The organism is Streptomyces sp. NPDC051218 (genome assembly GCF_044455475.1).
Taxonomy (GTDB): Bacteria; Actinomycetota; Actinomycetes; order Streptomycetales; family Streptomycetaceae; genus Streptomyces.
The window spans coordinates 442430-464933 of the sequence record NZ_JBITEU010000007.1; the positions used below are offsets into that span (position 1 = coordinate 442430).

The window sequence follows — 22504 nt, forward strand, 5'->3', positions numbered from 1 at the left end:
GCTACCCCGTACCCCTCGCCTTAGAGGTCCTAACAAAGACGTTGGACGTGTCGGTGGGTGATCAGGCAGGTGGCGAGGCCGAGGAAGGCTTCGTGCATGTCGTCGCGTCGTTCCCAGCGGACGCGAAGACGGCGGAAGCCGTGCAGCCAGGCGATCGTGCGTTCCACAACCCAACGGAAAACGCCCAGGCCAGAGCCGTGTTCGACCCCTCGTTCGGCGATCACCGGGCGAATGCCGCGCTGCCAGAGCAGACGACGGTACTTGTCGTGGTCGTAGGCACGATCGGCGAGCAGCGCATCGGGTCTGCGCCTCGGGCGGCCGACCACGCCCGCCACCGCCGGAATCTTGTCCAGCAAGGGCAGCAACTGCGTGACGTCGTTGCGGTTTCCGCCGGTCAGCGACACCGAGAGCGGGATTCCCTGGCCGTCGGTGACGATGTGGTGCTTGCTGCCCGGCCGTGCACGGTCGACCGGGCTGGGACCGCTTTTGGGCCCCGCCGAGCCGCCCGGACATGCGAGGAGTCGATCACCGCCCGCGACCAGTCCAGCTGGTTCTTCGACCGCAGCCTCTCCAGCAGCACCACATGCAGCTCGTTCCAGACACCAGCCTCGTTCCAGGCCGCCAGGCGCCGCCAGCAGGTCATTCCCGAGCCGAAGCCCAACTCCTGGGGCAGGTACTCCCACTGGATCCCGGTGTGCAGCACGAACAAGATGCCGCACAGGCCTGCCGGTCCGGCACCCGAGGTCTGCCCTGCACCAGCTTCGGTCCCGGCTCCGGCAGCAACGGTTCGATGAGCGACCACAGTTCATCCGACACGATCCACGGCCGCGACTGACGTTTCGCCACAACCAGACCAACGAGCCGATACGCAAACAGTCACATGATCAACCGCTTTTGTTAGAACCAGTTAGTCCTGGCATTTCGGAATCGGGCGGGACTGCACCCCTGCACGCCTTCGCATCCCGGATGGTGCGGCTGCCTCCTCGACCAGTTCCGCCTCCAGTGCGGGGCTCGGGGGGCTCGGGGGGAGGGCTGACGCATTCGCTACTGCAGACACGACTGCATCTGCAGTACGAGACGGTCACCAGCTGCTGGGAGCGGCTGTTGGAGGACGAAGCCGACGTCAGTGGATCGATTTGGGCCGCGTGCGCTGGTCCCCGTTGTGGCACCCGTCCGAGCAGGGCCATTTCCTGGGTCGGACGTTGAATGAGACAACGGTTCAAGACGCTTGCTCAGGCCTGGGGCGGGGCCGGACTCCCGGAGGGGGAGGGCAGGCCGGGGAGGCGGCCGCACATCAGGTTGCCCGGTTCTGCGGCGTCGTCGCTGATCCAGAACTGGATCCACAGGGCAGCGAACTCGGCGCGGGTGAGGTAACCGTCCCCGTCGTGGTCGAGAAGGGGGAAGATGTCACGCGTTTCGCGGGGCTGTCCGTGCCATGTCTCGACGAGTCGCTGGTGTTCGGTCGGCGAGATACGGCCGTCCTTGTCGGTGTCAACGGCGTCGAAGATGGTGTCGGCCGTGGCCGCGACCTCCTTCCGCATGGTGGGCAACTGGTCGACCACGGAGAGGAGTTCGCTCATGTCCACCGTGTTGTCGCGGTTGGTGTCGGCTGCTGCCAGCAGAGTGCGCCACCAACCCCGGCAGACCGCGTCCACCCGGGCTCGCAGCTCGGTGCCCGGCTCCACGCCGGGCAGCCGTCCCCAGCGGGCAGAGAGTGCCTCGAAGTCACTCTCTTGAAGGTAGCCGTCGCGATCCGCATCGAAGGCCTCGAACATGGCTTCCAGCTTGTCGTGTTGGAACTGACTGGCCACAGCAGGTCTCCTCGACGTAGTACCGGATGCCCTCGGGGTGCCTGAACCCCGGGGCAGTCGGTGCGGTCTGTGCCGGTGGATGATGTCTGTCCGCGTAGGGAGCATTCAGAACGACACGATCGGATGGCCTTGACCAGCCCTTTCAGGGGAAGGGGGGCGCAGCTGAGGCAAGGGCCGCCGCTCGACGGACGGCGGACGGACCTGGAGCCGGGATCGCCGCGGTGCCTTGACCGGAGGCGCGAGTGTCCGTGCGGAGCGGGGAAGTGGGGCGCGCCTGTGTCGATCGTGGGAGTGGCGCGCTTCTGTAGATCGGAGAGGCGGGACCGTCGCTATCGGTGCAGGGCAATCGACCATCTGCGGTTCCGACACCCTCCCGAAGCGACGGATTCTGCTCAGCCCGACGCGCTGCTCTCCGGCTCGATCAGGCCCTCGCGGTAAGCGATGCCGACGGCCTCGGTACGGCTCGCGGCACCCAGCTTGGCGAGGATGTTGGAGACGTGGACACTTGCCGTCTTGCCGCTGATGTACAACTCTTCGCCGATCTGGCGGTTGGTGCGTCCCCGGCCGAGCAGCCGCAGTACCTCGCTCTCCCGGGAGGTCAGGTCGGCGATACGCTCCCCGGTGCCCGCTGCGTCGGCGATACGGCCGCGGCGTATCAAGGCGTCGAGCGCCTCCCGCAGCGGTACGGCACCGAGCCGCACGGCCGTGTCCCGGGCCGCGTGTGCCTGCTCGGCCGCCTCTTCGCGGCGGCCGACGGTGAGCAGGGCCTCGGCGAGCCGCCGTCGGCACCGGGCGAGTTCGTACGGCTCGCCGTAGCCGAACGCGGTCACCGCCCGCTCCCAGGTGGCGACGTCCGGGCCGGTGGCGGCGCGTACTCCCTCGGCTTGGGCGCGGGCCAGCCAGGCCAGGCCTTCGGGACCCTGCTCAGTGCCGTCCTCGCCGTGGGCCGCCGTGGTGCGTGCCAGTTCTACGAGCTCGGCCGCGATGTCCGTCCAGCGATTGGTGCCCGGCGCGTCGCCGGCCAGGCGGGACTCCTCCGCCGCGTCCGCGACGGCTGACAAGGTGAGTGCGGCCAGCCGGACCACGGCGTCGGGCTTGTCGGAGACCGAGCTTTCCGTGAGCGCGTCGACCGCGGCTCCCAGCTGCCGTACACACTCCTCGGCGTCACCGCGCAGCGCCGCGGCGTCGGTGAGCACGACGCTCGCGACGAGCGAGGCCATCCAGTCCGGGGCGCCGTCGAGCAGTGCGCGGGAGCCGCCGACCGCCGCGTCGAACTCGCCGCGCGCCAGCGCGACGTACAGCGCGGGTGCGGTCGCGAACCCGGACGTGGCCGTGAGGAGGGTGACATCGTCGGCGGCCGTTCGCGTGCACTCGTCCCAACGACCCAGCGTGTAGAGCAGCAGGGATTGCAGATAGCGCAACTCCACCGCGTACGGCGAGGAGAGGAGGCCGGCACGGCGGGCGCGGTCGAGTCCGTCGCCGATCCAGGCCAGGCACGATTCCATTTCGCCGCACTCGTGGCAACCGATCGCCAGGTTGTACAGCGCCCGCATCTCCACCTGGAAGTTCCCGGCTGTGCGGGCCAGCTCACGGGCTCCGAGCAGCCGCTCCCGGCCCTGCGGAGTACGCCGGTTGTGCGCCTCGAGACCGACCAGCGAGGTCACCAGATCGGCCTGGGCGTCGGGCAGTCGGAGCCGTTCGGCGATGTCCAGGGCCTGCCGGGCGACGCGTGCGGCGTCCTCGTCACGGCCCACGTAGCGGGCCGCCATGACGTGGGTCGCGGCCGCCCACACCCAGGTGCGCGAAGGCGGCTCGGCCGGGATCAGCCCGAGTGCCTCGCTGCTGTATGTGAAGGCGGCCTCCAGATGGTCGATCCGCATCAGGTTGCCCGCGAGGGTGTAGCGCACACGGGCGGCGAGTTCGGAGTCGGCCTCCGAGCCGACTCGCGCGAGCGCGGAGCGGGTGAGCTGGACCGCTCGGTGAGGTTCCCCGGCGCGTGCGGCGGCGGCCGAGGCGCGCAGGGTCAGAGTGACCGGGTCGCTGTGCTCGGGGTACGCGGACGGGTCCACCACGGCCCACAGTTCGAGCGCGGTCTCCAGGTGGCGCAGTTCTTCGGCGGGTGCGCGGAGTCGCTGGGCGTGGTCGGCGGCTTCGAGGGAGGCCGCCAGCGCGTCGGCCAGGTCGTGGCTCGCGCGTGAGTGATGGGCTCGCTCCGCCGCACTGTTCGCCGGACGGTCCTCGCCGGCGAGGAGCGCAGCGAACACCCCGTGCAGCCTGACCCGTTCGCCGGGCAACAGATCCGCGTACACGGCCTCGCGGGTCAGGGCGTGCCGGAAGGAGTACGTCGCGGTGTCGTCGGTCACCAGCAGTTGGTGCCCGACTGCCTCACGCAGCGCCGATTCCAGCTCCTCCTGCGGCAGTTGTACTGCGTCACGCAGCAGGTCGTGCCCGACCCGGCGCCCGGCCACTGCCGCCGTGCGCAGGACCTGCTGGGCAGTCTCGGTCAGCTGCTCGATCCGGATGAGCAGGACGTCGGCCAGGCCGCTGGGCATGGCGGCTGAGTCCGGGCCCTCGCCGTCCTCGGGCAGCGCTGCGAGCAACTCCTCGGCGTAGAAGGCGTTTCCCTCGGCGCGGTCGACGATGCGGCGAACCGCCGCCTCGGAGACCGGGCCCATGCGTTGCGCGTGCACGAGCCGGGCCACGTCCGCGTCAGCCAGTGGGTGCAGTTCGAGCCGGTCGACGGCGGGCAGCCTGATCAGCTCGGCGAGCAGCGGCCGCAGCGGGTGACGGCGGTGCAGGTCGTCCGCGCGGTACGAGGCGAAGACCGCGAGCCGGTGGGGCGGGCCGCCGGGCGTGGGCCGCTGGAGGACACCCCGGCTGAGCAGAAAGCGGAGCAGGTCACGCGAGGATTGGTCCGCCCAGTGGAGGTCCTCGATGACCAGGAGAAGCGGGTTCAGGGGCGTCAGATCGGCGAGGAGGCCGGCGATACCCTCAAAGAGCTGGAGGCGGCTGCCTGCGTCGGGCACAGGGCCCGCCCCCGCTGCCGTACCGATGAGGCGCTCCACTGCGGGATACGCGGCGAAGGCAGGGGCGAGCCGTTCGTCGGCGGCAGCCGCACCGAGGATCTCCGTGAACGGGAGGTACGGCAGGCCGACATCCCCGAGGTCCACGCAGTGGCCGGTCAGGACGGTCGTGCCGAGGGTTGCGGCGTGCGCTGCGGCCACGGTCAGCATGCGGGTCTTGCCGACGCCGGCGTCCCCGGCCACGAGGACGGCGCGCGGGTCGCCGGCCGCGGCCCGCTCCAGTACGCCGGTGAGCCGGGCGAGTTCGCTCGTCCGGCCGACGAACGGTGTATCGATTGTCTGGGCCACAGGTCCATCCAAGCACGCCCGGCCGGTACCGCTCGTGGGTCCCGCCGCGCTCCCCGGAGTGCGCGGATGCGGTGCGGGGAGCGCGGGGGTTGCTCTGTAGCTCACTCCGTGTTCGGCCGGGGCTTGAGGCCCAGCAGGACGTCCTGGACGAGGTCGGCGCTGCGCCTGACTGCGTCGTCGCCGAAGCCCAGGAAGTGCCGGTAGTGGATCGGCGCGTAGAAGAGGTCGACCATGACGTCGGTGGGGACGTCGGAGCGGAGTTGTCCGGCGGCGACGGCGGATTCCAGGCGGGCGCGGCACTCGACGATGCTGGGTTCGAGGATCGTTTCGCGGAAGGCTTTCATCAGCGCGGGGTCGTTCTGGGCCTCACCCATGACGCCTCTGAACGCTTCGCTGATCCTGCCGGTGATCAGACGCTGGCTCACCGCGGTGATTTGGCTCGTGAGGTCGGCGGCGATGTCACCGGTGTCAGGGAAGGCGAAGTCGTCACCGAGTTCCTCGTTCATCGCTTCCAGCACCACCGCCCCCTTGGACCGCCACCACCGGTAGATCGTGGGCTTGCCCACGCCTGCCTCGGCGGCGATGCCTTCGATGGTCACCTTCGCGAAGCCCTTACGGCTCACCAGGTCAAACGCCGCCTTGAGGATCGCCAGGCGTGCGCGCTCACTGCGCCGTTCACTGTTCGGATCGGGGGTCATGGTCCTCACCCTACCGCTCGCGTGACGTTACGTTTCGTTTTGACAAGCCCGCTTCGGGTGGCCTAGCTTCACATCGCGTTACGAAACGTTCCGTAACGCAAGGGTGGGGGCGGCGCAGGTTTGGCCCGAACAAGCGGTGACCGGGCGCGGGTCCCCCTGAGCAAGGAGAACGGCATGTCCAGCAACGAGAGCGCGGCCCGCGAGGAGCGCGTGAGCAAGATCGCGACCACCCCGGACTGGTACGCGCCGTACCTGATATCCCAGGCCGTCCGAGCCGGAGGCTTCGTGTACGTGTCCGGTCAAGCGGGCTTCGAGGAAGACGGAACGACCGTCGACGGCGGGTTCCTGGAGCAGGGGCGGCAGGCGTTCAAGAACGTCGCAAGAGTGCTCGAAGCAGCCGGTCTCGACTTCACCGACGTGATCAAAGTCGGCATCTTCGTACGGGACATGGCGGCGAACCTCCCGCATGTGATCACGCTGCGCGGCGAGTTCCTGATGGAGCCCTACCCCGCCGACACCCTGATCGAAGTGGTCTCGCTGGCCCAGCCCGACTGGCAGATCGAGGTCGAGGTCATCGCGCTGGACCGGAGCACCGCATGAACCCCGGGGTCATGACGGGACGGGCACAGGACGCAAAGACGCCGGAAGAGGGAGCAAGGATGCAGGAGTTGCTGGAGCCGTACCGGGCAGGGCGCCTGGAACTGGCGAACCGGGTGGCGATGGCCCCCATGACGCGGGGCCGCGCCGACGACGTCACGGGAGTGCCGAGCCCGCACGCGGCGACGTACTATCGCCAGCGCGCCGGAGCCGGATTGCTGATCACCGAGGGCGCGTACGTGAACGCGCTGGCCAAGGGCGGACCCGGTATCCCGGGGCTGGTGAGCGACGCGCAGACGCGCGGCTGGCGAGAAGTGACGGACGCGGTGCACGCAGAGGGCGGCACGATCTTCGCCCAGCTGTGGCACGTGGGCCGGATGACCCACCCGCTCACGCTCCCGGACGGCGAGCTGCCGGTCGCCCCGTCGGCCATCGGCATCGGGGGGAAGCAGATCTTCACCCGGGACGGGTTGCTCGACCATGTCACCCCGCGGGAGCTGACGACCCGTGAAATCGCTGAGACAGTGGCGGACTTCGCGTCGGCAGCCCGGCGTGCGGTAGAGGCGGGCTTCGACGGCGTGGAGATCCACGGAGCGAACGGCTACCTCATCCACCAGTTCGTCGCCGACAACACCAACCAGCGCACGGACCAGTACGGCGGCTCTACCACCGGCCGACTGCGGTTCGCGACGGAGATCGTCGAGGCGGTCGTCAGCGAAGTCGGCGCGGACCGCGTGGGCTTGCGCATCTCGCCGGACAACGCCGAGAACCAGCTCGTCGAGACCGACCCGCGCAGCACGTACCGTGCGCTGGTGGACACGCTCGACCCGCTGGGCCTGGCCTATCTGCACGTGCTGGAGAACGGCGCCTATGGAGCCATCGCAGATCTGCGGACCCGCTGGTCGGGGACGCTCGTCGCCAACACGAACGGTCCGGTGCCCAGCACCCCCGCGGCGGGCGCCCGGCTGATCCGGGACAAGCACGCCGACATCATCGCCCTCGGCCGCCTGTTCATGACCAATCCGGACCTGCCTGCCCGCCTGGCCAACGGCACCCCGCTCGCGGGGCCGCCGACGGAGAACCTGTACGGAGGTGGCGCGGAGGGCTACATCGACTACCCCGCCGCGACGGCCGACCCCCAGGTTCTGGCAGTCGCCTAACACACCCGGCCCGCGGCCCGCTGCCCTACGTATGGGCTGCTGCCGGCCAACCCGGGGCCAAGAGTGATGCGCTCTCGGGAGTCGCCGCGGGCACGGGCGGGGGTGCGGGTGTGGTGCCAACGCCGCAACACCACTGAGTAGGCGAGGACGTGCCCCTGCACGTCCGAACCGAAACGGTGCGCACCTTGCAGGACGGCTCCTAGGCCCTGCTGGCCGACACCCCGGGCCGGGAACGTCGACTTCTACCAGGACCCGGCGGGGGAGGTCGACTCCACCTGGAACGAGGAGAACAAACTCAGGAGACCTCAAGGGCCCCCAGGACCGGGTGACGACGTACGAGTACAACAACAACAATGACGTCCGCACGGAGACCGCCTACCGCGGCGGCACCGTGTACAAGTTCGACGTCGACAAGTCCAGCCGCCCGAAAAGATCAAGGCCCAACTTCGAGAGGCACCCGCACACAGCTCTGTCGATTCGGATGCCTGAACGTCGGTGGCGTGTGCGTCGACACTGATCATGCGGTTCCTGGCTCGGGGCGGGTCCGGCTGTAGTGGGTGGGTCCCGGTAGCCTGCGGCCATGGAAGACATAGTCGAGACAGCGTGTCGCATTTTGCGGACTGGATGACGGCGAGGCGCTGTTCGAGCACGGTTTTCCGAACTACGTCATCTGCGATTGCTGCGGCAATGAGTCCGGGATTGGTGACGACGATGTCATGCAGGTGCGGGAACTGCGGGGCTACTGGACCGGCCACGGTGCTCAGTGGGACCGCCCAAGGCGGAGGCCAGGTGACTGGGACCTGCTGACGCAGCTTGCCAACGTGCCACCCCGCTGGCGCTAGCTGCGCCCCTCCGACCGACGAGGCTCCTCAGACGATGGGATCAGCGCCACTGGGGAGGGACGTTGGTCAGATGCCTCAGCAGATCCCAGCCCCGCCCCTTCCGGATTCGTTCCTCCAGTGTGCTGTCCCACTGGGCACCGTGCCCCAGCCAATAGCCGCGGTAGTGGCGCAGACCGGCCGCGCTTGCGTCGGCGACATCGGACTGGTTGCCGCAACACGGGCCCGTACCAGCGCTGACCCTGATCCTTGCGTCCCGCGCGGGTACACGCTCCCTCTCTCGCTTTTGGCCGGGCCGCAATGGTGGAAGCTCCGCGGTGGCAAGGGCATCAGAAGGGCAGGCCCCGCAGGTCCACGCTGATGGTTGGGTGAGGCAGGCTGGTCAGGTCGTAGATCATGGTGGTCAGTGGCGAGGGCCGTGCGCCGTCGGGCTGCTGGATGGTGACGGGCACGGAGAGTTGGCTCCATCCCAGCTGCGTGAAGAGCTGTACCAGGTCCGGACGGCAGAGCAGAATCATCGTCTCGGCGCCGGCCGCTCGTGCGTGTTCGACCGCCACGCTGATCATCGTCCGGGCGATGCCCTGGCCTCGATAGGCAGGGTGCACCAGTACACCGCCCAGCCCCGCGGCACGGCGCGGCAATCCGTCGAAGGCCATGTCTCGCAGTATCCATCCTGCGGAAGCCACCGGTCGGCCTTCGGAGACAGTGGTGAGGGTGTGCTGCTTGTCAGCCCACACCAGACCGGTCCCGTTCAGCCCGAAGGGGTCGGGCAGGCCATCGTGGAGTACGTCATTGTCATCCGGAGAACCGGGTCCCAGCGCATGGATCAGCTGGAGGTCCGCGCAACCGTCGTCCACCGCATGCTCCGCAGCGGCGGTTACGGCGGGGTCGAACCGGTAACGCAAACAGTGCAGGCCACTGGAGTGGACAGTCCCGTCAGCGTGGGCGCCCAGGCGACGCAGTACCGCGATCGACGCCATATTGCCGGGCAGGACAAACGCGGAAACAGCAGGGAGTGAGAGGCGGCGAAACGCCAGGTCCAGGCACGCACGTCCTGCCTCGCCGGCGATTCCACGGCCTTGGGCCCGTGGGTGGAGGGCGAAACCGAGGTCAACTCCGTGCTGGGCCCGATTACGCAATCCCACCCGGCCGAGGAACGCGTGCGTTTCGGCATCCCTGACCGCGAAGTCGCCGTAGCCGTGTCTGGCCCAGTGGGCGACGTGGTCGTCGCACATGGCCCTGGCCGCGGATCGGCTGTCCGCCCGGCCGGTCGCCAGCCATTGCATGACGCTGTCCTGACTGACCACGGCCTCAAAGAGATCGTCGCTGTCTCTGCGGCGGATCGGCTCCATCACAAGCCTCTGGGTGCGCAGAACGGGTCCACTTAACCGGGCCACTCAACAACTCCTCTCGATCACGGACTGAAGGAGCGTACCCGGCGACTCCTTGGAGCGATCGGGAGGCAACCGGTGAACCGATTGGGCCACGTCACTAGACCGGTCAAGCTGCCATGGGCCTCCTCGGGTTGTCACGATTGAGTGCGCGGCGGCGGATTGTGGTGGTGTTGCCTGAACGCGACTGGTGCTTCCCGCCTGTGCTCGCAGCCATCGGGACAGCCGCAGCTCGTACCCGAACGACGATCGACGTGCACACCACCGGCTACGGCGACCACGGATGGCACCGGCTCACCCGACTTTCCCACCACCTGGCAGCGGCGGAGGGATTGCTCATCACGCCCCCGGGACCTGCCGGCGCCGCAGTTGCCGCACGCACCCGCCTGTTGCGAGAACTCCCGCTGCCGTACGTCCTTTTGGAACGAGCACCGTCTGGCATTGGTGACCCCAGCGAGCACGTGTCCACCGATTACGCCGGCGGCGTCTATCTCGCCCTCGCACACCTGGCCGCATTGGGCCACCGCGATGTGGCGCTCGCCTGCCACCGCTGGCAGGCGCCAATCAGGTCCAGGAACTCCAGGGCGTGGTTGACCTGATGGCGGGCGGCGTCGTCGGTCATGGCCGGTTGGCAGACAAGCCGTCGGAGGAATTCAGGTTCGGCAGGTCGGTTCGCCGGCCTGCCGAACCCCGGGGTTGCAGCCCTAGAGCTGTCCTGCGGCGGGCAGGTTGATGGGCTGGTGGCATGAAAACGGCAACGGGGGGCGCTGCCTGCACGGAGATCGGAGGTACCGGCGTGGAGGATGGTGATCTCTGATGAATATTTGGCTTCGCAGGTTGCTTTGATTTTGGACCTGAGATTGGAAGGTTATATAGGCGAGAATCCTTAGATCGTTTGAATATTTGAGGCTGATTTATGACTCTCGCCACAGCGTGTCCCGCTCTGTGTGTGATGGAGTTGATCTTGACCACAAGGCCTGGCAAACACCCATCGCCCTGACAGGGGTGGGTTGCGAGCCATGCCTGAAAAGCACGTTCAAAGGAGTACGGCGCGTGCAGAACAGCACACACCGTCGCCAGTTCAGCAAGCTTTCCCTCGCTGCTGTATCCGCCACCGCTGGGGCAGCGCTCTTCGCCGCCGCGATCCCGGCCAACGCCACTACCGCCACCACGCGTTCGGATGACGCGGCCCAGGCCGCTGCTGTCGTGGAAGCTGCCACGGGGACGGCCGACATCGCTGCGTCAACGGTGGCTCCGGGCACGCCGGCCAAGGCGGTCACCACCGCGGACGGAGCCGCCCTCACGGTCACCGCACCGGAGAAGGCGAACGGCGCCCTGCACGCGGCCGATGACAGCGGCTCTTCGTTCGGCCTCACGCTGCCGGGCGCCAAGGATGTCGCCGGAGTCAAGGTCGGCGCGGGCACGGTGATCTACCCCGACGCCGCTCCGGCCACGGACATCGCGGTGCAGCCGACCACGGACGGCGGAGCCCGCACCTTGGTCACGCTCAAGGACGATAAAGCCTCAGAAACCCATCGTTTCCGGCTCAACATTCCGCAGGATGCGAACATCGCCGAGGACGGCCAAGGTGGCTTCGAGATCACGCGTGAGGCCGCCGAGGGCATTCACGTCCCGGTCGCCACGATCGACGCGCCGTGGGCGAAGGACGCGAACGGCAAGAGCGTGCCCACCAGTTACAAGCTGGACGGCAACGACCTCATCCAGACCATAGAGACCGGCGGGGAGACCGCGTTCCCGGTGGTCGCCGACCCGAAGATGACGTGGGGCATCGTGACGGGCACCGCGTACTTCAACAAGAAGGAGACCAAGGCGATCGCCACCAATGGCGCTCTGTCCGGCGTGGTTTCGGGCTTCCTCCCGCCTGGCCTGAACATCTACTGGGGAGCGCACGCCGCGGTCATCACCACGACGGCGCTGAAGGCGAAGAACGCCAAGAAGTGCATCAAGGTCAAGTTTGCGGCTGGGATTTTCATCCCCGGCCAGTACTCCGGCGGAAACTGCAAGTAGCAACAACAGCAAGACGATCGGAGAATGGCTTTGAACAGCTCGTGGCTCATCTACAGCGGAGCCCTGTTGGTCCTCCTGTCCATCGGGGTCCTGTTCTTCGTCGGCAGACCTACGACGCCCGCCTGGCGCGACACCACGTCGATAGCCTGCGGCATCGTCGTTTTTGCCGTTGTGTGTGTTCTGGCGCTGCTCCTCCATGCACCGGCTCAGATTGCGGTGGCCGGCGCGTGCTTCTGGATGGCTGCAGCGATCACCGGCGTGCACGCCGTACGCGGCGGCCGTAACAGCTCGCAAAGTTGATCACGACGGCCCGCACCCTCGGCATGAATCGCCAGGAGTGCGGGCCGTTTTGCGTTGCACCGGCTGGCTGCATAGCTTTCAACGGGATCTGATCCACTTCTTGTGGTCACGTTACGCAGTGTGTTGCTGTCCCCTTGGTAGAGGACGTGTTGGTGGAGTCGGTCATGGTGACCGACGCGGTGGTGCGGGTCGAGGGCGGAGTAGGTGTCGGCAGGCGGCCTGCCCGGGGTGCGGCTGTCGCTACCAAGAAGCCTCTATGGCAGTTCCTCAGGTGGACCGGGCGCATGTGCCGTCCACGGCACCGTGCCCCTCGGCCCGGCCGCCGCATAGCCGCGCGTAATGTCCCCTCGCATGGACCACATTGAACTAAGCGATGCCATAGCGGACTTCGCGCGTCTGATCGGCCGCGTCGAAGAGACCGGCGAGCGGATGTGCATCATCGATGGCGGCGAGCCGACGAGTGTGCTCCTCCCCGCGGCCGAACTCGCCGAGCTGGAACACTTCGCCCAACGGGCCCCCAGCGGCGCGCGGCACCGGCCCAGAACCAGATCGGGGCAGGGGCACCCGTTCGGCCCGGACCCGCAGGGCCCGTACATCCGCTACGTGCACGCTGACGGGGAGCGGATGACCTTCGTGCGAGACCGGGTGGTGGTGGCCGAGTTGAGGTCGGTGGAGGAGATCGACTGGCTGGAGGACAGGGCGCGCACGGCCCGCCAGAGCTACATGCCCCCGAAGCAGGCGGACGCGTTCGAGGAGTTCCTCGCCCGCCAGGGCCCGGTGGGCGACGGCGTGGCGTGGATCGCCGACAGTTGGCGGAACCAAGAGCCCTTCACGGAAATCGTGTTCATCAACGGGTCGACCGCCGAGGATGTGGCCCTCGCCTACGGGGCCGACGCGCAGGACATCGCCGACGGGCTGCTGCTCCACCAGGTCGAGGAACAAGACGCACGGGAGGGTACCGACAACCTGACCCGTGTGCTGGCCTTTGGGGAGGAGAACGGCTGGACGTGGCTGGGCTACCACGACTTCGACCATGCCTTCTCGCGCTCCCTGAACCCGCCACCCGAGCAGCAGATCACGCTCAGCGCGACCATGGCCAAGGCCATCTACGAGTTCAGCTACTTCGAGGATGGGGCGTACCAGAACCCCTTCCCGATCGAGGACGGTGCCGAAGACCGGCGGGACATGTACGAACTCATCTGGTACACCCCGGGGGAGGCGCCGTTCGCCCCGGAAGCGCCGCTGTCCTTCCTCAACCTCCACCTCCGCATCGCGGAGAAGGCAGGCAACTGGACGGACAACATCGCGCTGTTCTTCGAAGGCCTGGAACGGGCCTTCGGCCTCGCCTTGCCCCGGGACGCGATCACCTCCGGCAACGTGCGCTGCGCCCGTCCGGCCCGCCGCTGAACCAGGGGTGGACCCGGACAGCGGCGAGGAATCGGCTGCTGCCTGCGATGACTATCCCGGTGCGCGCGACGCTGAACCACCCCTGTCGCGCCTCGGTCGGAGGCGGCTGCAGGGACCGCATCGCGGTCCGAGGTCCTCATCCGTGACGTCAAGAGGCTCCGGCAGGCTCAGCCCGTACGAGTGCAGGCACCAGAGGTCGAAGATCTCGCTCCCGTCTGCCCACTCCGGCTGATCCGGCGCGAATGGACGAGGCCGAGGACATCTGCGAGTCGCTCGAGCGAGGGGATCGCCACCCGCGCGGCCTCGTCAACCCCGTTCAGAGCGTCGACGTGACCAAGCACGAGCTCCCGTGCGTCCTCGACCCGTTCCATACGGCGTTACCCCCCCCTGAGCCCGTGGTTGAAGGGATTGGTCCATGGGCCGCTGACGTCTCCGCAGGACGACATTCTGAAACGATCAGTAAGCGACTTCCGGCAGGATTGCCTGTATGCCTTTGAAGGAGATGAGGGGTCAGCGTCGTAAGCATGTGGCTGGGGACGTCTTTGCCCTTCAGCTGGACGACGCAAGTTATCGGTTCGGCCGGATCGTGAGGATCGGTGAGAGTGGCCCGGCAGGTCGTTTTCCCGGCGGGATCCTCGCGTACCTCTACGACGTTCCCTCGACCGACCAGGATCCAGATCTGTCCGTACTGACCCCGGACCGGCTCCTGATGCCCCCCTTCTTCACTGTGAGTTGGGTATGGAACAAGGGCTATTTCTGCACCGTGGCCCACGAAGATCTGGTGCCTTCCCAACTGCTGGAGCAGCACTGCTTCTATGACGCGTTGCGGGACTGGTGGGTGGCGCGCTGTGCGTCGTCACGTCGTCTTGGCGTGTGCGCCGTGCTCTGGGTGAAGGCCGTAGAGTTCCCGAATGGAGATCCCCGGCCTCGGCCCCGTGACCGTCGATGCCGACCTTGGCGCCTACGTGAGTCCGTTGCTTCCCGTTCCCGTGTTCGGGGGTGCTCTGTGTCAACTCCTGGTCGCCGGCTATGACGATGACGGCGCGAAGGTCGACTTCGAGACGGCCATCAGCGCGTTTCTGGGGCTTGACGAGGCTGCTCTGCGGTCCGCTTCGGTGCCGGTCTTTCAGTACTACCTGGATGTGAAGGCCGAGGCGGGCGACCATGACAACCTCGTGTCGATCGCCACTCCGGACGACGTGTGGTCGCATGTCCGGCCCGGCGGCGAGGTGACCGTCCAGCGGGAGGACGCCCACGGGGACCGGCAGGTGCATGTCTCCGTTGAGTGCGAATGTGCTTGGGAGCCCGAACACGGGCTTCAGATGGTGTTCCGCCGCGGTTGCTCGGTGTCGAAGGTGGGTCCGTTCGACAGTCACCTCACCAATGTCTCCTCCTTCGACCGTACGGATCTCGCTGACGTCGTCTATCACCGGTTCGGCTAAGAGGTCGTTTCATCCTGTTGTTTCATCCCTGGCTGCGGCTTTGGTGTGCTGGTGTCGAGTCTCGCCAGGAGATGGTGTTCTCGCCGGTGATACGGCGGGCCATGAGGTCGGTCATGGCGAGGTGGATCATGGCTTCGGAGCGGTGCGGGCGCCTCTCGTAGTCGCGGGCCAGGCGGCGATGCAGCATCAGCCAGCCATAGGTCCGCTCGGCCGCCCAGCGTTTGGGAATCGGAGCGAAACCCCTGGGTCCGGGGATGAGTTGAACGATTTCGAGGTCGATACCGAGGGTGGCTGTGTGCTCGATGAAGTGTTTGCGGTAGCCGCCGTCGACCCAGGCCTTGCGCAGGCCGGGATGGTCGGAGGCGGCCTGGTCGAGCAGGGTGCGGCCGGCGGTGGAGTCCTGGACGCTGGCCGCGGTGACCAGCACGGCCAGCAGCAGGCCTTGGACGAACTCAAGGGCAAGAAGTCGACCGATGAGGCCACCCGGCGACGCGACCGCAGCACGCCACACGCCGACGACGATTCCTATTACGGCGTAATAGCGGACGCCACGGAGAGTGCGGGAACGGGAACGCCCGCACCTGAAGCTGAACCTCCTCAACACCACACCCCAGAGCCGCACGCTCGGGCAGAGGAGCCGAGACAGCGAGAACCGCTGCCAGACCTGCCGAGAAGCTGGAACAGCTGATCGAACTCCTCACCAACCGAACCTGAACCACTGCGCTGACGTGGCCACTCCTCAGCCTGTTGGCTGGGGAGGGGAGCGGGCGCGGGCGCAGCCGGTCGGCGTACGCGGCCACGCCGCTGTGCGAGGGGAGTGCTTCGCAGCTGTAAAGACTGGTGAGGTCGTCCTCGGACCTCCGATCGCCTTCGACGAGAAGAATAGCGTGACAGTGGACGCCATCACGCGCTGAGCGATATTCTCAATCCCTGACTTCGGCATGATCTCGGTTGAGTGGCGGTTCGCCCGATCCACCCTGAGTTCATCATCGGACACGGGGGGTTAACCAGCATGAAAGGTATCGTTCTGGCCGGGGGGAGTGGGACGCGACTTTATCCGCTCACCCATGCCGTGTCCAAGCACTTACTGCCCGTCTACAACAAGCCGATGATCTACTACCCGCTCTCGGTCCTCATGCTCGGCGGCATCAAGGACATTCTGGTGATATCGACCCCATCGCATATCAGTCTCTTCCGGGAGTTGTTGGGTGACGGGAGTCACCTTGGTCTCTCCGTCGAATACGCCGAGCAGCCACGGGCCAACGGCATCGCGGAGGCCTTGGTCATCGGTGAGAAATTCATCGGCGATGACTCGGTAGCGTTAATTCTGGGCGACAACATCTTTCATGGCCCCGGTCTTTCGGCTCTACTGAGCGATCAGTGCAAGAATGTCGACGGATGTGTGCTGTTCGGTTACGCGGTGAAGGACCCGGAACGCTACGGCGTAGGGGAGACCGATGACCGGGGTGAGCTGGTTTCGCTGGAGGAGAAGCCGGTCAATCCTAGGTCTAACCTGGCGATCACCGGGCTCTACATCTACGACAACGGCGTGGTGGACATCGCGCGAAAGGTTCGGCCCTCCGCCCGTGGCGAACTGGAGATCACCGATGTCAATCAGGTGTATCTCCAGCAGGGCAGGGCCAGGATGGTCGACCTGGGGCGCGGATTCGCCTGGCTCGACACCGGAACACACGATTCCCTGCTCCAGGCCGGGCAGTACGTACAGGTTCTGGAGGAGCGTCAGGGCGTACGGATCGCCTGCCTGGAGGAGATTGCCTTCCGTATGGGATTCATCGACTCCGCCGCCTGCTACGCACTGGGCGGGCAGCTGGGGAATTCGGACTACGGTTCCTATCTCATGGCCATCGCGAGCGCGGATCACTGAGGGGGCGGCATGCGCATCGTAGTGACCGGCGGAGCCGGGTTCATTGGTTCCCACTTCGTCCGACAGGCCGTGGCCGGCGCGTATACCGGTGGCACCGCGCCCGAGGTGGTGGTGCTTGACAAGCTCACGTACGCGGGCAACAGGGCCAACCTGGCTCAGGTTCAGGACGATCCGCGACTGACCTTCGTGCACGGCGATATCTGTGACCACGCACTGGTCGCGGAGACACTCAAGGGTGGTGACCTGGTCGTACATTTCGCCGCGGAGTCACATGTGGACCGCTCGATCAGCGGGTCCGAGGAGTTTATCCGGACTAATGTGCTCGGTACCCAGGTACTGCTGGACGCCTCGATGCGTGCCGAGGTGGGGAAGTTCGTCCACGTCTCGACGGACGAGGTCTATGGCTCGATCGATGAGGGGTCATGGACTGAGGACCGGCCCCTGGAGCCCAACTCCCCCTATTCGGCGTCCAAGGCGTCTTCCGATCTTCTGGTACGAGCTTTCCATCGCACCCACGGACTACCGGTGTGCATTACCCGGTGTTCCAACAACTACGGGCCGTACCAGAACCCCGAGAAGATGATTCCTCTTTTTGTGACGCAGCTGCTGGACGGGTGGAAGGTGCCGCTGTACGGGGACGGCGGTAATGTGCGGGACTGGTTGCATGTGGACGACCACTGTCGGGCCATCGCGCTGGTGGCGGATAAGGGAAAATCGGGCGCGGTCTACAACGTCGGCGGCGGTACCGAGTTGACGAACCGTGAACTTACCGAGCGGCTACTGCGTATGGTCGGCGCGGATTGGTCCATGGTGGAGAACGTGGCGGATCGAAAGGGCCACGATCGTCGATACTCGGTCGACATCACGACTATCTCCACGGAACTCGGCTACCGACCGCGGGTCTCTTTTGATGAGGGTCTTGCGGAGACCGTCGAATGGTACAAGACGCAGCGCGATTGGTGGGAACCGCTGAAGAGGCGGAGAGGGAATGGGTAGGGCGGCATCACGCCGCGGCGGCACTCCCGCATTCTGAACTCCCGCATTCTGACCGCCGAGAATTCGGATGGAATCCCCGTGCGGTGACCGGTGAATACGAAGCGAGCCCTACCTCGTCAGCCAGGAGAAATGCGCGTGACTCGAGAGCCGGCATACGTCGAGCTGAACCGCCGCTATGGAAAGGCATCGGTAAAGCCGAGATTCTCGTAAGCAAACGTAATGGAGGAGTGTCCGGTCGCTAGCGTCCGGCAGTGGCGGCGGGCACCAACCATCCGGCGATCTCCTCGGTCACCGCCGGAGCATGGGCGTTCAGGAAGAAGTGGCCGCCCGGGTAGAGGGTCATCTCGAACTGTCCCGTGGTGTGGTCGGCCCATTTGCGCACTTCGTCGGTGGTGGCCTTGGGGTCGGCGTCCCCCGTCAGGGCGTAGACGGGCGTCGACAGCGGCGGACCGGGCTCGTAACGGTAGGTCTCAGCGGCCTTGTAGTCGGCGCGGATCGACGGCAGGACCATGCGCCTGATCTCGTCGTCTTCGAGCAGCTGGGACTGGGTGCCGTCGAGTCGCCTGATCTCCTCCAACAGGCCCTCGTCGCCGCGCAGATGCACCCGCTCGTCCCGGAGCGCGCTCGGCGCCCGCCGCCCGGACGCGATGAGCGCGGCGGGCAGAGTCCCCTGTGCTTCCAGACGCAGAGCCACCTCGAAGGCGACCGAGGCACCCAGACTGTGTCCGAACAGCGCCAGCGGCTTGTCCTGCCACGGACCGAGGGCCTTGACGATCTGGTCGGCCAGGTCCCGCACCGTCTCCAGGCACGGTTCGTTCCTGCGGTCCTGCCTGCCCGGGTACTGCACGGCCAGGGTTTCGACGCGCGGAGCGAGACGTTGTGAGACCGGGTAGAAGTAGCTCGCGGAGCCCCCCGCGTGCGGCAGGCAGAGCAGTCTGACCGGCGCCTGGGGTGCAGGATGGAAGCGGCGCACCCACAGGTCGCTCGCGTCGCTGCTCGTCGCCATCGTTCGTCGTCCCTTCAAACCGGTGTCATTCGCCCCCGGGTGGGAGACGTCCTCGGCGTTCGCCGCCAACGCCGCCGTCGGCGCGCGGCCGCACATCGGCCCAGGCCCAGACGATCGCAGCGCCACCAGTCGCCGACAACCCCTAACGATCGCGGACGAGCGCCCAGCCGGCGCCGACAGCCGCCCCAACTGCCCGCCGCACGCTCCACCCCTGAGCGTTTCGCTAGGGGGCCGGGCGAGTAGGGGTAAGGGGGTAAGGCGTCAACCGCCGCGCACCGTATGGCGGTTGACGCACGTTCGGCCGACCTACGCCATCGGCTCGGCGAGAGCCATGAGCCGGTTCGGCAGGTCCGTGCGGCTCTTGACGTCCAGCTTCCGGTACACCCGGGTGAGGTGCTGCTCCACCGTGCTCACCGTGATGTAGAGCTCGTTGGAGATCTGCCGGTTGGTACGCCCCCGGGCCGCCAGTACCGCGACCCGGCGCTCCGCCTCGCTCAGCAGCCTGTCCTGATCCCGCGCATCGAAGTCGTCCGAAGGCGAATCCGAAGGCGAATCCGAAAGCGAGTCCGACAGCGAATCCGAGGGCGAAACCGCCGTCGATGCCGCGCCGCTGGGCGCGCTCCGCCGCTCCCTCTGCTGCGGCAGCTCCGGCGCCCTGCCCGAGCTCTGTGCCAGCCGGTTGGCGCGATGTACGAACAGCCGGGCCCGTGTGGAGCCACCGGCCTGTTGGAGCGCCTGACTCGTGTCGGACAGGGCCCGGGCCAGCTCCTGTTGGTCGCTGCACGACTGCAACACGGTCACCGCCTTGGACAGCAGCTTGCGCCGGTGATCCGGCGCGGCCGTGGAAGCGAGCAGCCGCAGCGCCCGGCCCCGGGTACGATCGTCCAGCCCATGGGCCACCCGCAGCTGCTCATGCAGCAGCTGCGCGGCGTGCGTTCTGTTGCCGAGGCTGAAGTGCACTCGAGCCAGCTCCAGGCGCCACGGAACCAGTCCGGCTACGTCGATGCCCCAGGAACGGACCAACTCACCGCACCGGTGCAGATCGGCGGAGGCCGCCTGGTGCCGCCCCATGGCCAAATGCTGTCGGCTCCGGGCGATCAGATAGTGCGCGCCCACCGGAGTGCGGAAGACGCCGGGCGCTACCGGCTGCGACAGCCAACGGTCGGCCTCGAACAGCCGGCCACTCTCGGTCGTGCAGGTGATGAGCGTGCCCAGCGGACCACCGACGGCCACGCCCCACGCCGGCGCGGGCAGATCCTCCAGCGCCAACCGCGCGCCCCGCTCCGCCGCGTCCAGGTCTCCCAGGCGCAACGTCGCTTCCGCGTGGATCGCCCGTACGACACCCCGCCAGGCCGGTGGGTGCTGGACGCCTGGGCGGGCGAGCAGCCGTTCGCCCCAGACCGTGACCCGGTCGGAGCGGCCCGTGCAGAGCAACGCCAGGAGGGGGGCGGTCAACAGACCCAGGGAGCCGCTGTCCAGATGATGCCGCTCCAGCAACTGCTCCGCGGCGGCCACGGTGTCCACACCGCCGGTCGGCATCAGCGCGCTGCCGAGCACCGACACGGCCTGCAGCTGCGGACTGACAGAGTGCGGCGCCGTCGCGGCCCCCGTCCAGGAGCTCGGGTTCTCCCGAACCGCCCCCAGGTAGTCCGGATGGGACAGCGCGATCAGTAAGCGGGTCAGTCGCAGTTCGTTCGACGCGGGGCCATGGTCGTCCGTGTCACAGCCGCTGATCGCATCGGCCGCCTCCTCCGCCCGTCCTTGCCACAGCAGATACGGCACCGCGGACACGGCCATGGAATGAGACGACTCGTCGGTCCGCGCCTCTTCCACCAACTGACTCACCTGACCGGTCACGGCCAGGGGATTGACCTGCCAGCGAGCGGTGATCAGCATCGCCATCAGCGAGTTGCGCCGGTCCTTGTCGGTTTCGGCTCGACCGCCCAGGCGTAGACACGCGGCGGCGTGGTCGGGGCGGCCGGAGGACAGCGCCTGCGCAGCGGCGTCCCTGAGGACGGGCACCACCCACGCGCCGTCGGCCCACGCGGATGACACCAGATGCTCGGCGACCACGCTCGCCTCCGCACCGTTCTCGTGCAGCACCTCGGCCGCCCGCTGGTGTAACCACCGCCGTTCCTCGGCCGGCATGTCGGAACGCACCGAATGCAGTATCCGCGGATGGCGCAGCTGGTCGGCGTGGACGAGCCCCGCGCCCTGAAGGGCGCGGACGGCGGGCACGGTGGAGTCGGGCAGGACGTCGAGTAGTTGACCGAGCAGCTCCTGCGATGCCGGGCGGTTCAGCACCGCGAGCGCCTGAGCCACTCGGCGTACGCCCGGCTCGTGACGGTAGAGGCAGCTGAGCACGGCCCGGTCGAACGTGTCGCCGACCCTCGATCCGGTCGCGGGGGCGCTGTCCGTCTCGCGGTTGGCCTGCTCGTCGACCAGCGCCTGGGTGAGCAGCGGATTGCCGCCGGTCACCTGCAGAAACCGGCTGGCCTCCTCGCGTACGTCCTTCGCCCCGACATCGTGGCCGAGCAGCCGGGAGACGGAGTCGACGGTGAGGGGCGGAAGGGTGACGCGGGTGAAGCGGGGCAGGCTACGCAGCTCCGCGTGGAACAGCGGATGCGCCGGACGAAGCGTTGTCGCCTCCGACAGCAGCACCATGATGCGGGCGTTTCTCAGTCTGCGGGTGACATACAGCAGACCGTGCAGCGAGGCGGTGTCCGTGTGCTGGAGGTCGTCGACCGCCAGTACCAGGGGCCCTTGGTTGGCCAGTGTCAGGAACGTGTCGAAGGTGGTCCGCAGTAGCGGCTCCCAGAGTCCGTCCGCTGTTAAGACCTCGGCCGCCGCGTCGCTTTTGGCCTCCGCCGTGGGTACCGACAGCGCGACCTCGCGTATGAGCTCCTCGACCTGCTGGATTTCTTCTGGTTGGAGCCGCGCGCTGTGCAGAAGTTGTCCGAGCACTCCGAATTGGAGTCCCTGCTCGGCCCGTGACCCGGCGGCACTCAGCACTTGCCCACCGGCGGTGGCAGCCCACTCCCCGAAGGTCTCGAGCACCTGAGTTTTACCGCTGCCCACAGCGCCGGTAACCAGCGCTACTTGTCCGTGTCCGTGCTTCTCGCAGGCATGGAAAGCCCAATGTAATTGAGTCAGTTGTTCGTCTCGCTGGACCAGCATGACTGGCGTCTGCCTCCCCGTTAGCAGTTCCGAATGGGGATCGCCAAGCACTGGCCGGCACAGCCTCCGTACCGCCCCCGTTCACACGTGTTTGAGCACGTGCAGGGGTAACCCCCTAGGCCACGTGTGGGGTGGCCTTTCCAAGCTGCTTCGAACGCACTCGCCCTCGACGAGGACAAGTGTTTGAGAATCTTTCACAGGTACCCGCCGCGCCACAACGGCTTCTTGACTAAAACATGACTGAAACATGACTGAGCCCATGACGACTTTTCGACGAGGTGATGGAGCAAGCCGAGAAACCCCTGGTAGACACGTTGCCCGCTGCCGGCGAGCTGCGTATCCATGTCAACTCAGCTTGGCGTTCAACTTGCGGCAGCCTGGTGTTCTTTGTTCGAT

At 67.2% G+C, this 22504-nt stretch carries 15 protein-coding genes and 3 pseudogenes; 9 read left to right on the forward strand and 9 right to left on the reverse strand.

Annotated elements, in window-relative coordinates:
• Positions 1-29: 29 nt before the first annotated feature.
• From ACIBCK_RS23285 to ACIBCK_RS23300, 4 genes and pseudogenes are all read right to left on the reverse strand, one after another.
• Positions 30-846 (reverse strand): annotated as a pseudogene (locus ACIBCK_RS23285) (IS5 family transposase).
• Between the two features lie 386 nt (positions 847-1232).
• Entirely contained in the window at positions 1233-1811 is a 579-nt protein-coding gene (locus ACIBCK_RS23290) for an EF-hand domain-containing protein (RefSeq protein WP_399393064.1), read from the reverse strand.
• A 392-nt stretch (positions 1812-2203) separates the two neighbouring features.
• Positions 2204-5182, reverse strand: coding sequence for an AAA family ATPase (locus tag ACIBCK_RS23295; protein ID WP_399393066.1), 2979 nt, complete (start codon positions 5180-5182; stop codon positions 2204-2206).
• A gap of 101 nt (positions 5183-5283) precedes the next feature.
• Positions 5284-5880, reverse strand: a complete 597-nt coding sequence (locus tag ACIBCK_RS23300; RefSeq protein ID WP_399393067.1) for a TetR/AcrR family transcriptional regulator — start codon at positions 5878-5880, stop codon at positions 5284-5286.
• Positions 5881-6054: 174 nt separating this feature from the next.
• Here ACIBCK_RS23300 and ACIBCK_RS23305 point away from each other — a divergent pair, with 174 nt between their 5' ends.
• On the forward strand, positions 6055-6480 hold the full coding sequence (locus ACIBCK_RS23305; RefSeq protein ID WP_399393069.1) for a RidA family protein: 426 nt from the start codon (positions 6055-6057) through the stop codon (positions 6478-6480).
• Between the two features lie 59 nt (positions 6481-6539).
• Complete coding sequence (locus tag ACIBCK_RS23310) at positions 6540-7637, forward strand: alkene reductase (protein WP_399393071.1); 1098 nt, start codon at positions 6540-6542, stop codon at positions 7635-7637.
• Positions 7638-8805: 1168 nt separating this feature from the next.
• On the opposite strand, the gene ACIBCK_RS23315 is transcribed toward ACIBCK_RS23310, so the two are convergent.
• Together ACIBCK_RS23315 and ACIBCK_RS23320 are read right to left on the reverse strand one after the other, a co-directional pair.
• Positions 8806-9333 carry a GNAT family N-acetyltransferase gene (locus ACIBCK_RS23315; RefSeq protein WP_399393132.1) on the reverse strand — a complete coding sequence of 176 codons (528 nt, stop codon included), beginning with the start codon at positions 9331-9333 and terminating at the stop codon, positions 8806-8808.
• Positions 9334-9432: 99 nt separating this feature from the next.
• A pseudogene (locus tag ACIBCK_RS23320) lies at positions 9433-9828 on the reverse strand (GNAT family N-acetyltransferase); the annotation flags it as partial.
• A gap of 1092 nt (positions 9829-10920) precedes the next feature.
• Between ACIBCK_RS23320 and ACIBCK_RS23325 the strand changes: the two are divergent.
• The 5 genes from ACIBCK_RS23325 to ACIBCK_RS23345 all read left to right on the forward strand — a co-directional run bounded on the left by ACIBCK_RS23325 (position 10921) and on the right by ACIBCK_RS23345 (position 15044).
• A complete protein-coding gene (locus ACIBCK_RS23325; RefSeq protein ID WP_399393073.1) occupies positions 10921-11895 on the forward strand; it encodes a hypothetical protein in 975 nt (324 codons plus the stop codon).
• 24 nt (positions 11896-11919) lie between these two features.
• The gene (locus tag ACIBCK_RS23330; protein ID WP_399393075.1) at positions 11920-12195 is read left to right on the forward strand and encodes a hypothetical protein; all 276 of its coding nucleotides are present in this window, start codon (positions 11920-11922) and stop codon (positions 12193-12195) included.
• Positions 12196-12546: 351 nt separating this feature from the next.
• Entirely contained in the window at positions 12547-13602 is a 1056-nt protein-coding gene (locus ACIBCK_RS23335) for a type II toxin-antitoxin system Phd/YefM family antitoxin (protein ID WP_399393077.1), read from the forward strand.
• A 502-nt stretch (positions 13603-14104) separates the two neighbouring features.
• On the forward strand, positions 14105-14635 hold the full coding sequence (locus tag ACIBCK_RS23340; protein WP_399393133.1) for an immunity 26/phosphotriesterase HocA family protein: 531 nt from the start codon (positions 14105-14107) through the stop codon (positions 14633-14635).
• The gene (locus ACIBCK_RS23345; RefSeq protein WP_399393135.1) at positions 14520-15044 is read left to right on the forward strand and encodes a DUF6985 domain-containing protein; all 525 of its coding nucleotides are present in this window, start codon (positions 14520-14522) and stop codon (positions 15042-15044) included. The genes ACIBCK_RS23340 and ACIBCK_RS23345 overlap by 116 nt, the downstream gene beginning before the upstream one ends.
• A 22-nt stretch (positions 15045-15066) precedes the next feature.
• Here the strand turns inward: ACIBCK_RS23345 and ACIBCK_RS23350 are convergent.
• Positions 15067-15486: pseudogene (locus ACIBCK_RS23350) on the reverse strand (transposase); the annotation flags it as partial.
• Positions 15487-16056: 570 nt separating this feature from the next.
• On the opposite strand from ACIBCK_RS23350, the gene rfbA reads away from it, so the two are divergent.
• Positions 16057-16929, forward strand: coding sequence for a glucose-1-phosphate thymidylyltransferase RfbA (gene rfbA / locus ACIBCK_RS23355; protein ID WP_399393079.1), 873 nt, complete (start codon positions 16057-16059; stop codon positions 16927-16929).
• A 9-nt stretch (positions 16930-16938) separates the two neighbouring features.
• A complete protein-coding gene (gene rfbB / locus ACIBCK_RS23360; protein ID WP_399393081.1) occupies positions 16939-17925 on the forward strand; it encodes a dTDP-glucose 4,6-dehydratase in 987 nt (328 codons plus the stop codon).
• A gap of 238 nt (positions 17926-18163) precedes the next feature.
• On the opposite strand, the gene ACIBCK_RS23365 is transcribed toward rfbB, so the two are convergent.
• Positions 18164-18931, reverse strand: coding sequence for a thioesterase II family protein (locus ACIBCK_RS23365; protein ID WP_399393083.1), 768 nt, complete (start codon positions 18929-18931; stop codon positions 18164-18166).
• Positions 18932-19237: 306 nt separating this feature from the next.
• Positions 19238-22108: an AAA family ATPase gene (locus tag ACIBCK_RS23370; RefSeq protein ID WP_399393085.1), complete on the reverse strand. Its 2871-nt coding sequence runs from the start codon at positions 22106-22108 to the stop codon at positions 19238-19240.
• Between the last annotated feature and the right edge of the window lie 396 nt (positions 22109-22504).

Excerpts from the sequence above, each read along its gene's own strand:
- ACIBCK_RS23330 (WP_399393075.1), top strand. The coding sequence starts at position 11,920 with ATGGCTTTGAACAGCTCGTGGCTCATCTACAGCGGAGCCCTGTTGGTC.
- ACIBCK_RS23305 (WP_399393069.1), top strand. The coding sequence starts at position 6,055 with ATGTCCAGCAACGAGAGCGCGGCCCGCGAGGAGCGCGTGAGCAAGATC.
- rfbA (WP_399393079.1), top strand. The coding sequence starts at position 16,057 with ATGAAAGGTATCGTTCTGGCCGGGGGGAGTGGGACGCGACTTTATCCG.
- ACIBCK_RS23365 (WP_399393083.1), bottom strand. The coding sequence starts at position 18,931 with ATGGCGACGAGCAGCGACGCGAGCGACCTGTGGGTGCGCCGCTTCCAT.
- ACIBCK_RS23340 (WP_399393133.1), top strand. The coding sequence starts at position 14,105 with ATGAGGGGTCAGCGTCGTAAGCATGTGGCTGGGGACGTCTTTGCCCTT.
- ACIBCK_RS23310 (WP_399393071.1), top strand. The coding sequence starts at position 6,540 with ATGCAGGAGTTGCTGGAGCCGTACCGGGCAGGGCGCCTGGAACTGGCG.
- ACIBCK_RS23335 (WP_399393077.1), top strand. The coding sequence starts at position 12,547 with ATGGACCACATTGAACTAAGCGATGCCATAGCGGACTTCGCGCGTCTG.
- rfbB (WP_399393081.1), top strand. The coding sequence starts at position 16,939 with ATGCGCATCGTAGTGACCGGCGGAGCCGGGTTCATTGGTTCCCACTTC.
- ACIBCK_RS23370 (WP_399393085.1), bottom strand. The coding sequence starts at position 22,108 with ATGCTGGTCCAGCGAGACGAACAACTGACTCAATTACATTGGGCTTTC.
- ACIBCK_RS23300 (WP_399393067.1), bottom strand. The coding sequence starts at position 5,880 with ATGACCCCCGATCCGAACAGTGAACGGCGCAGTGAGCGCGCACGCCTG.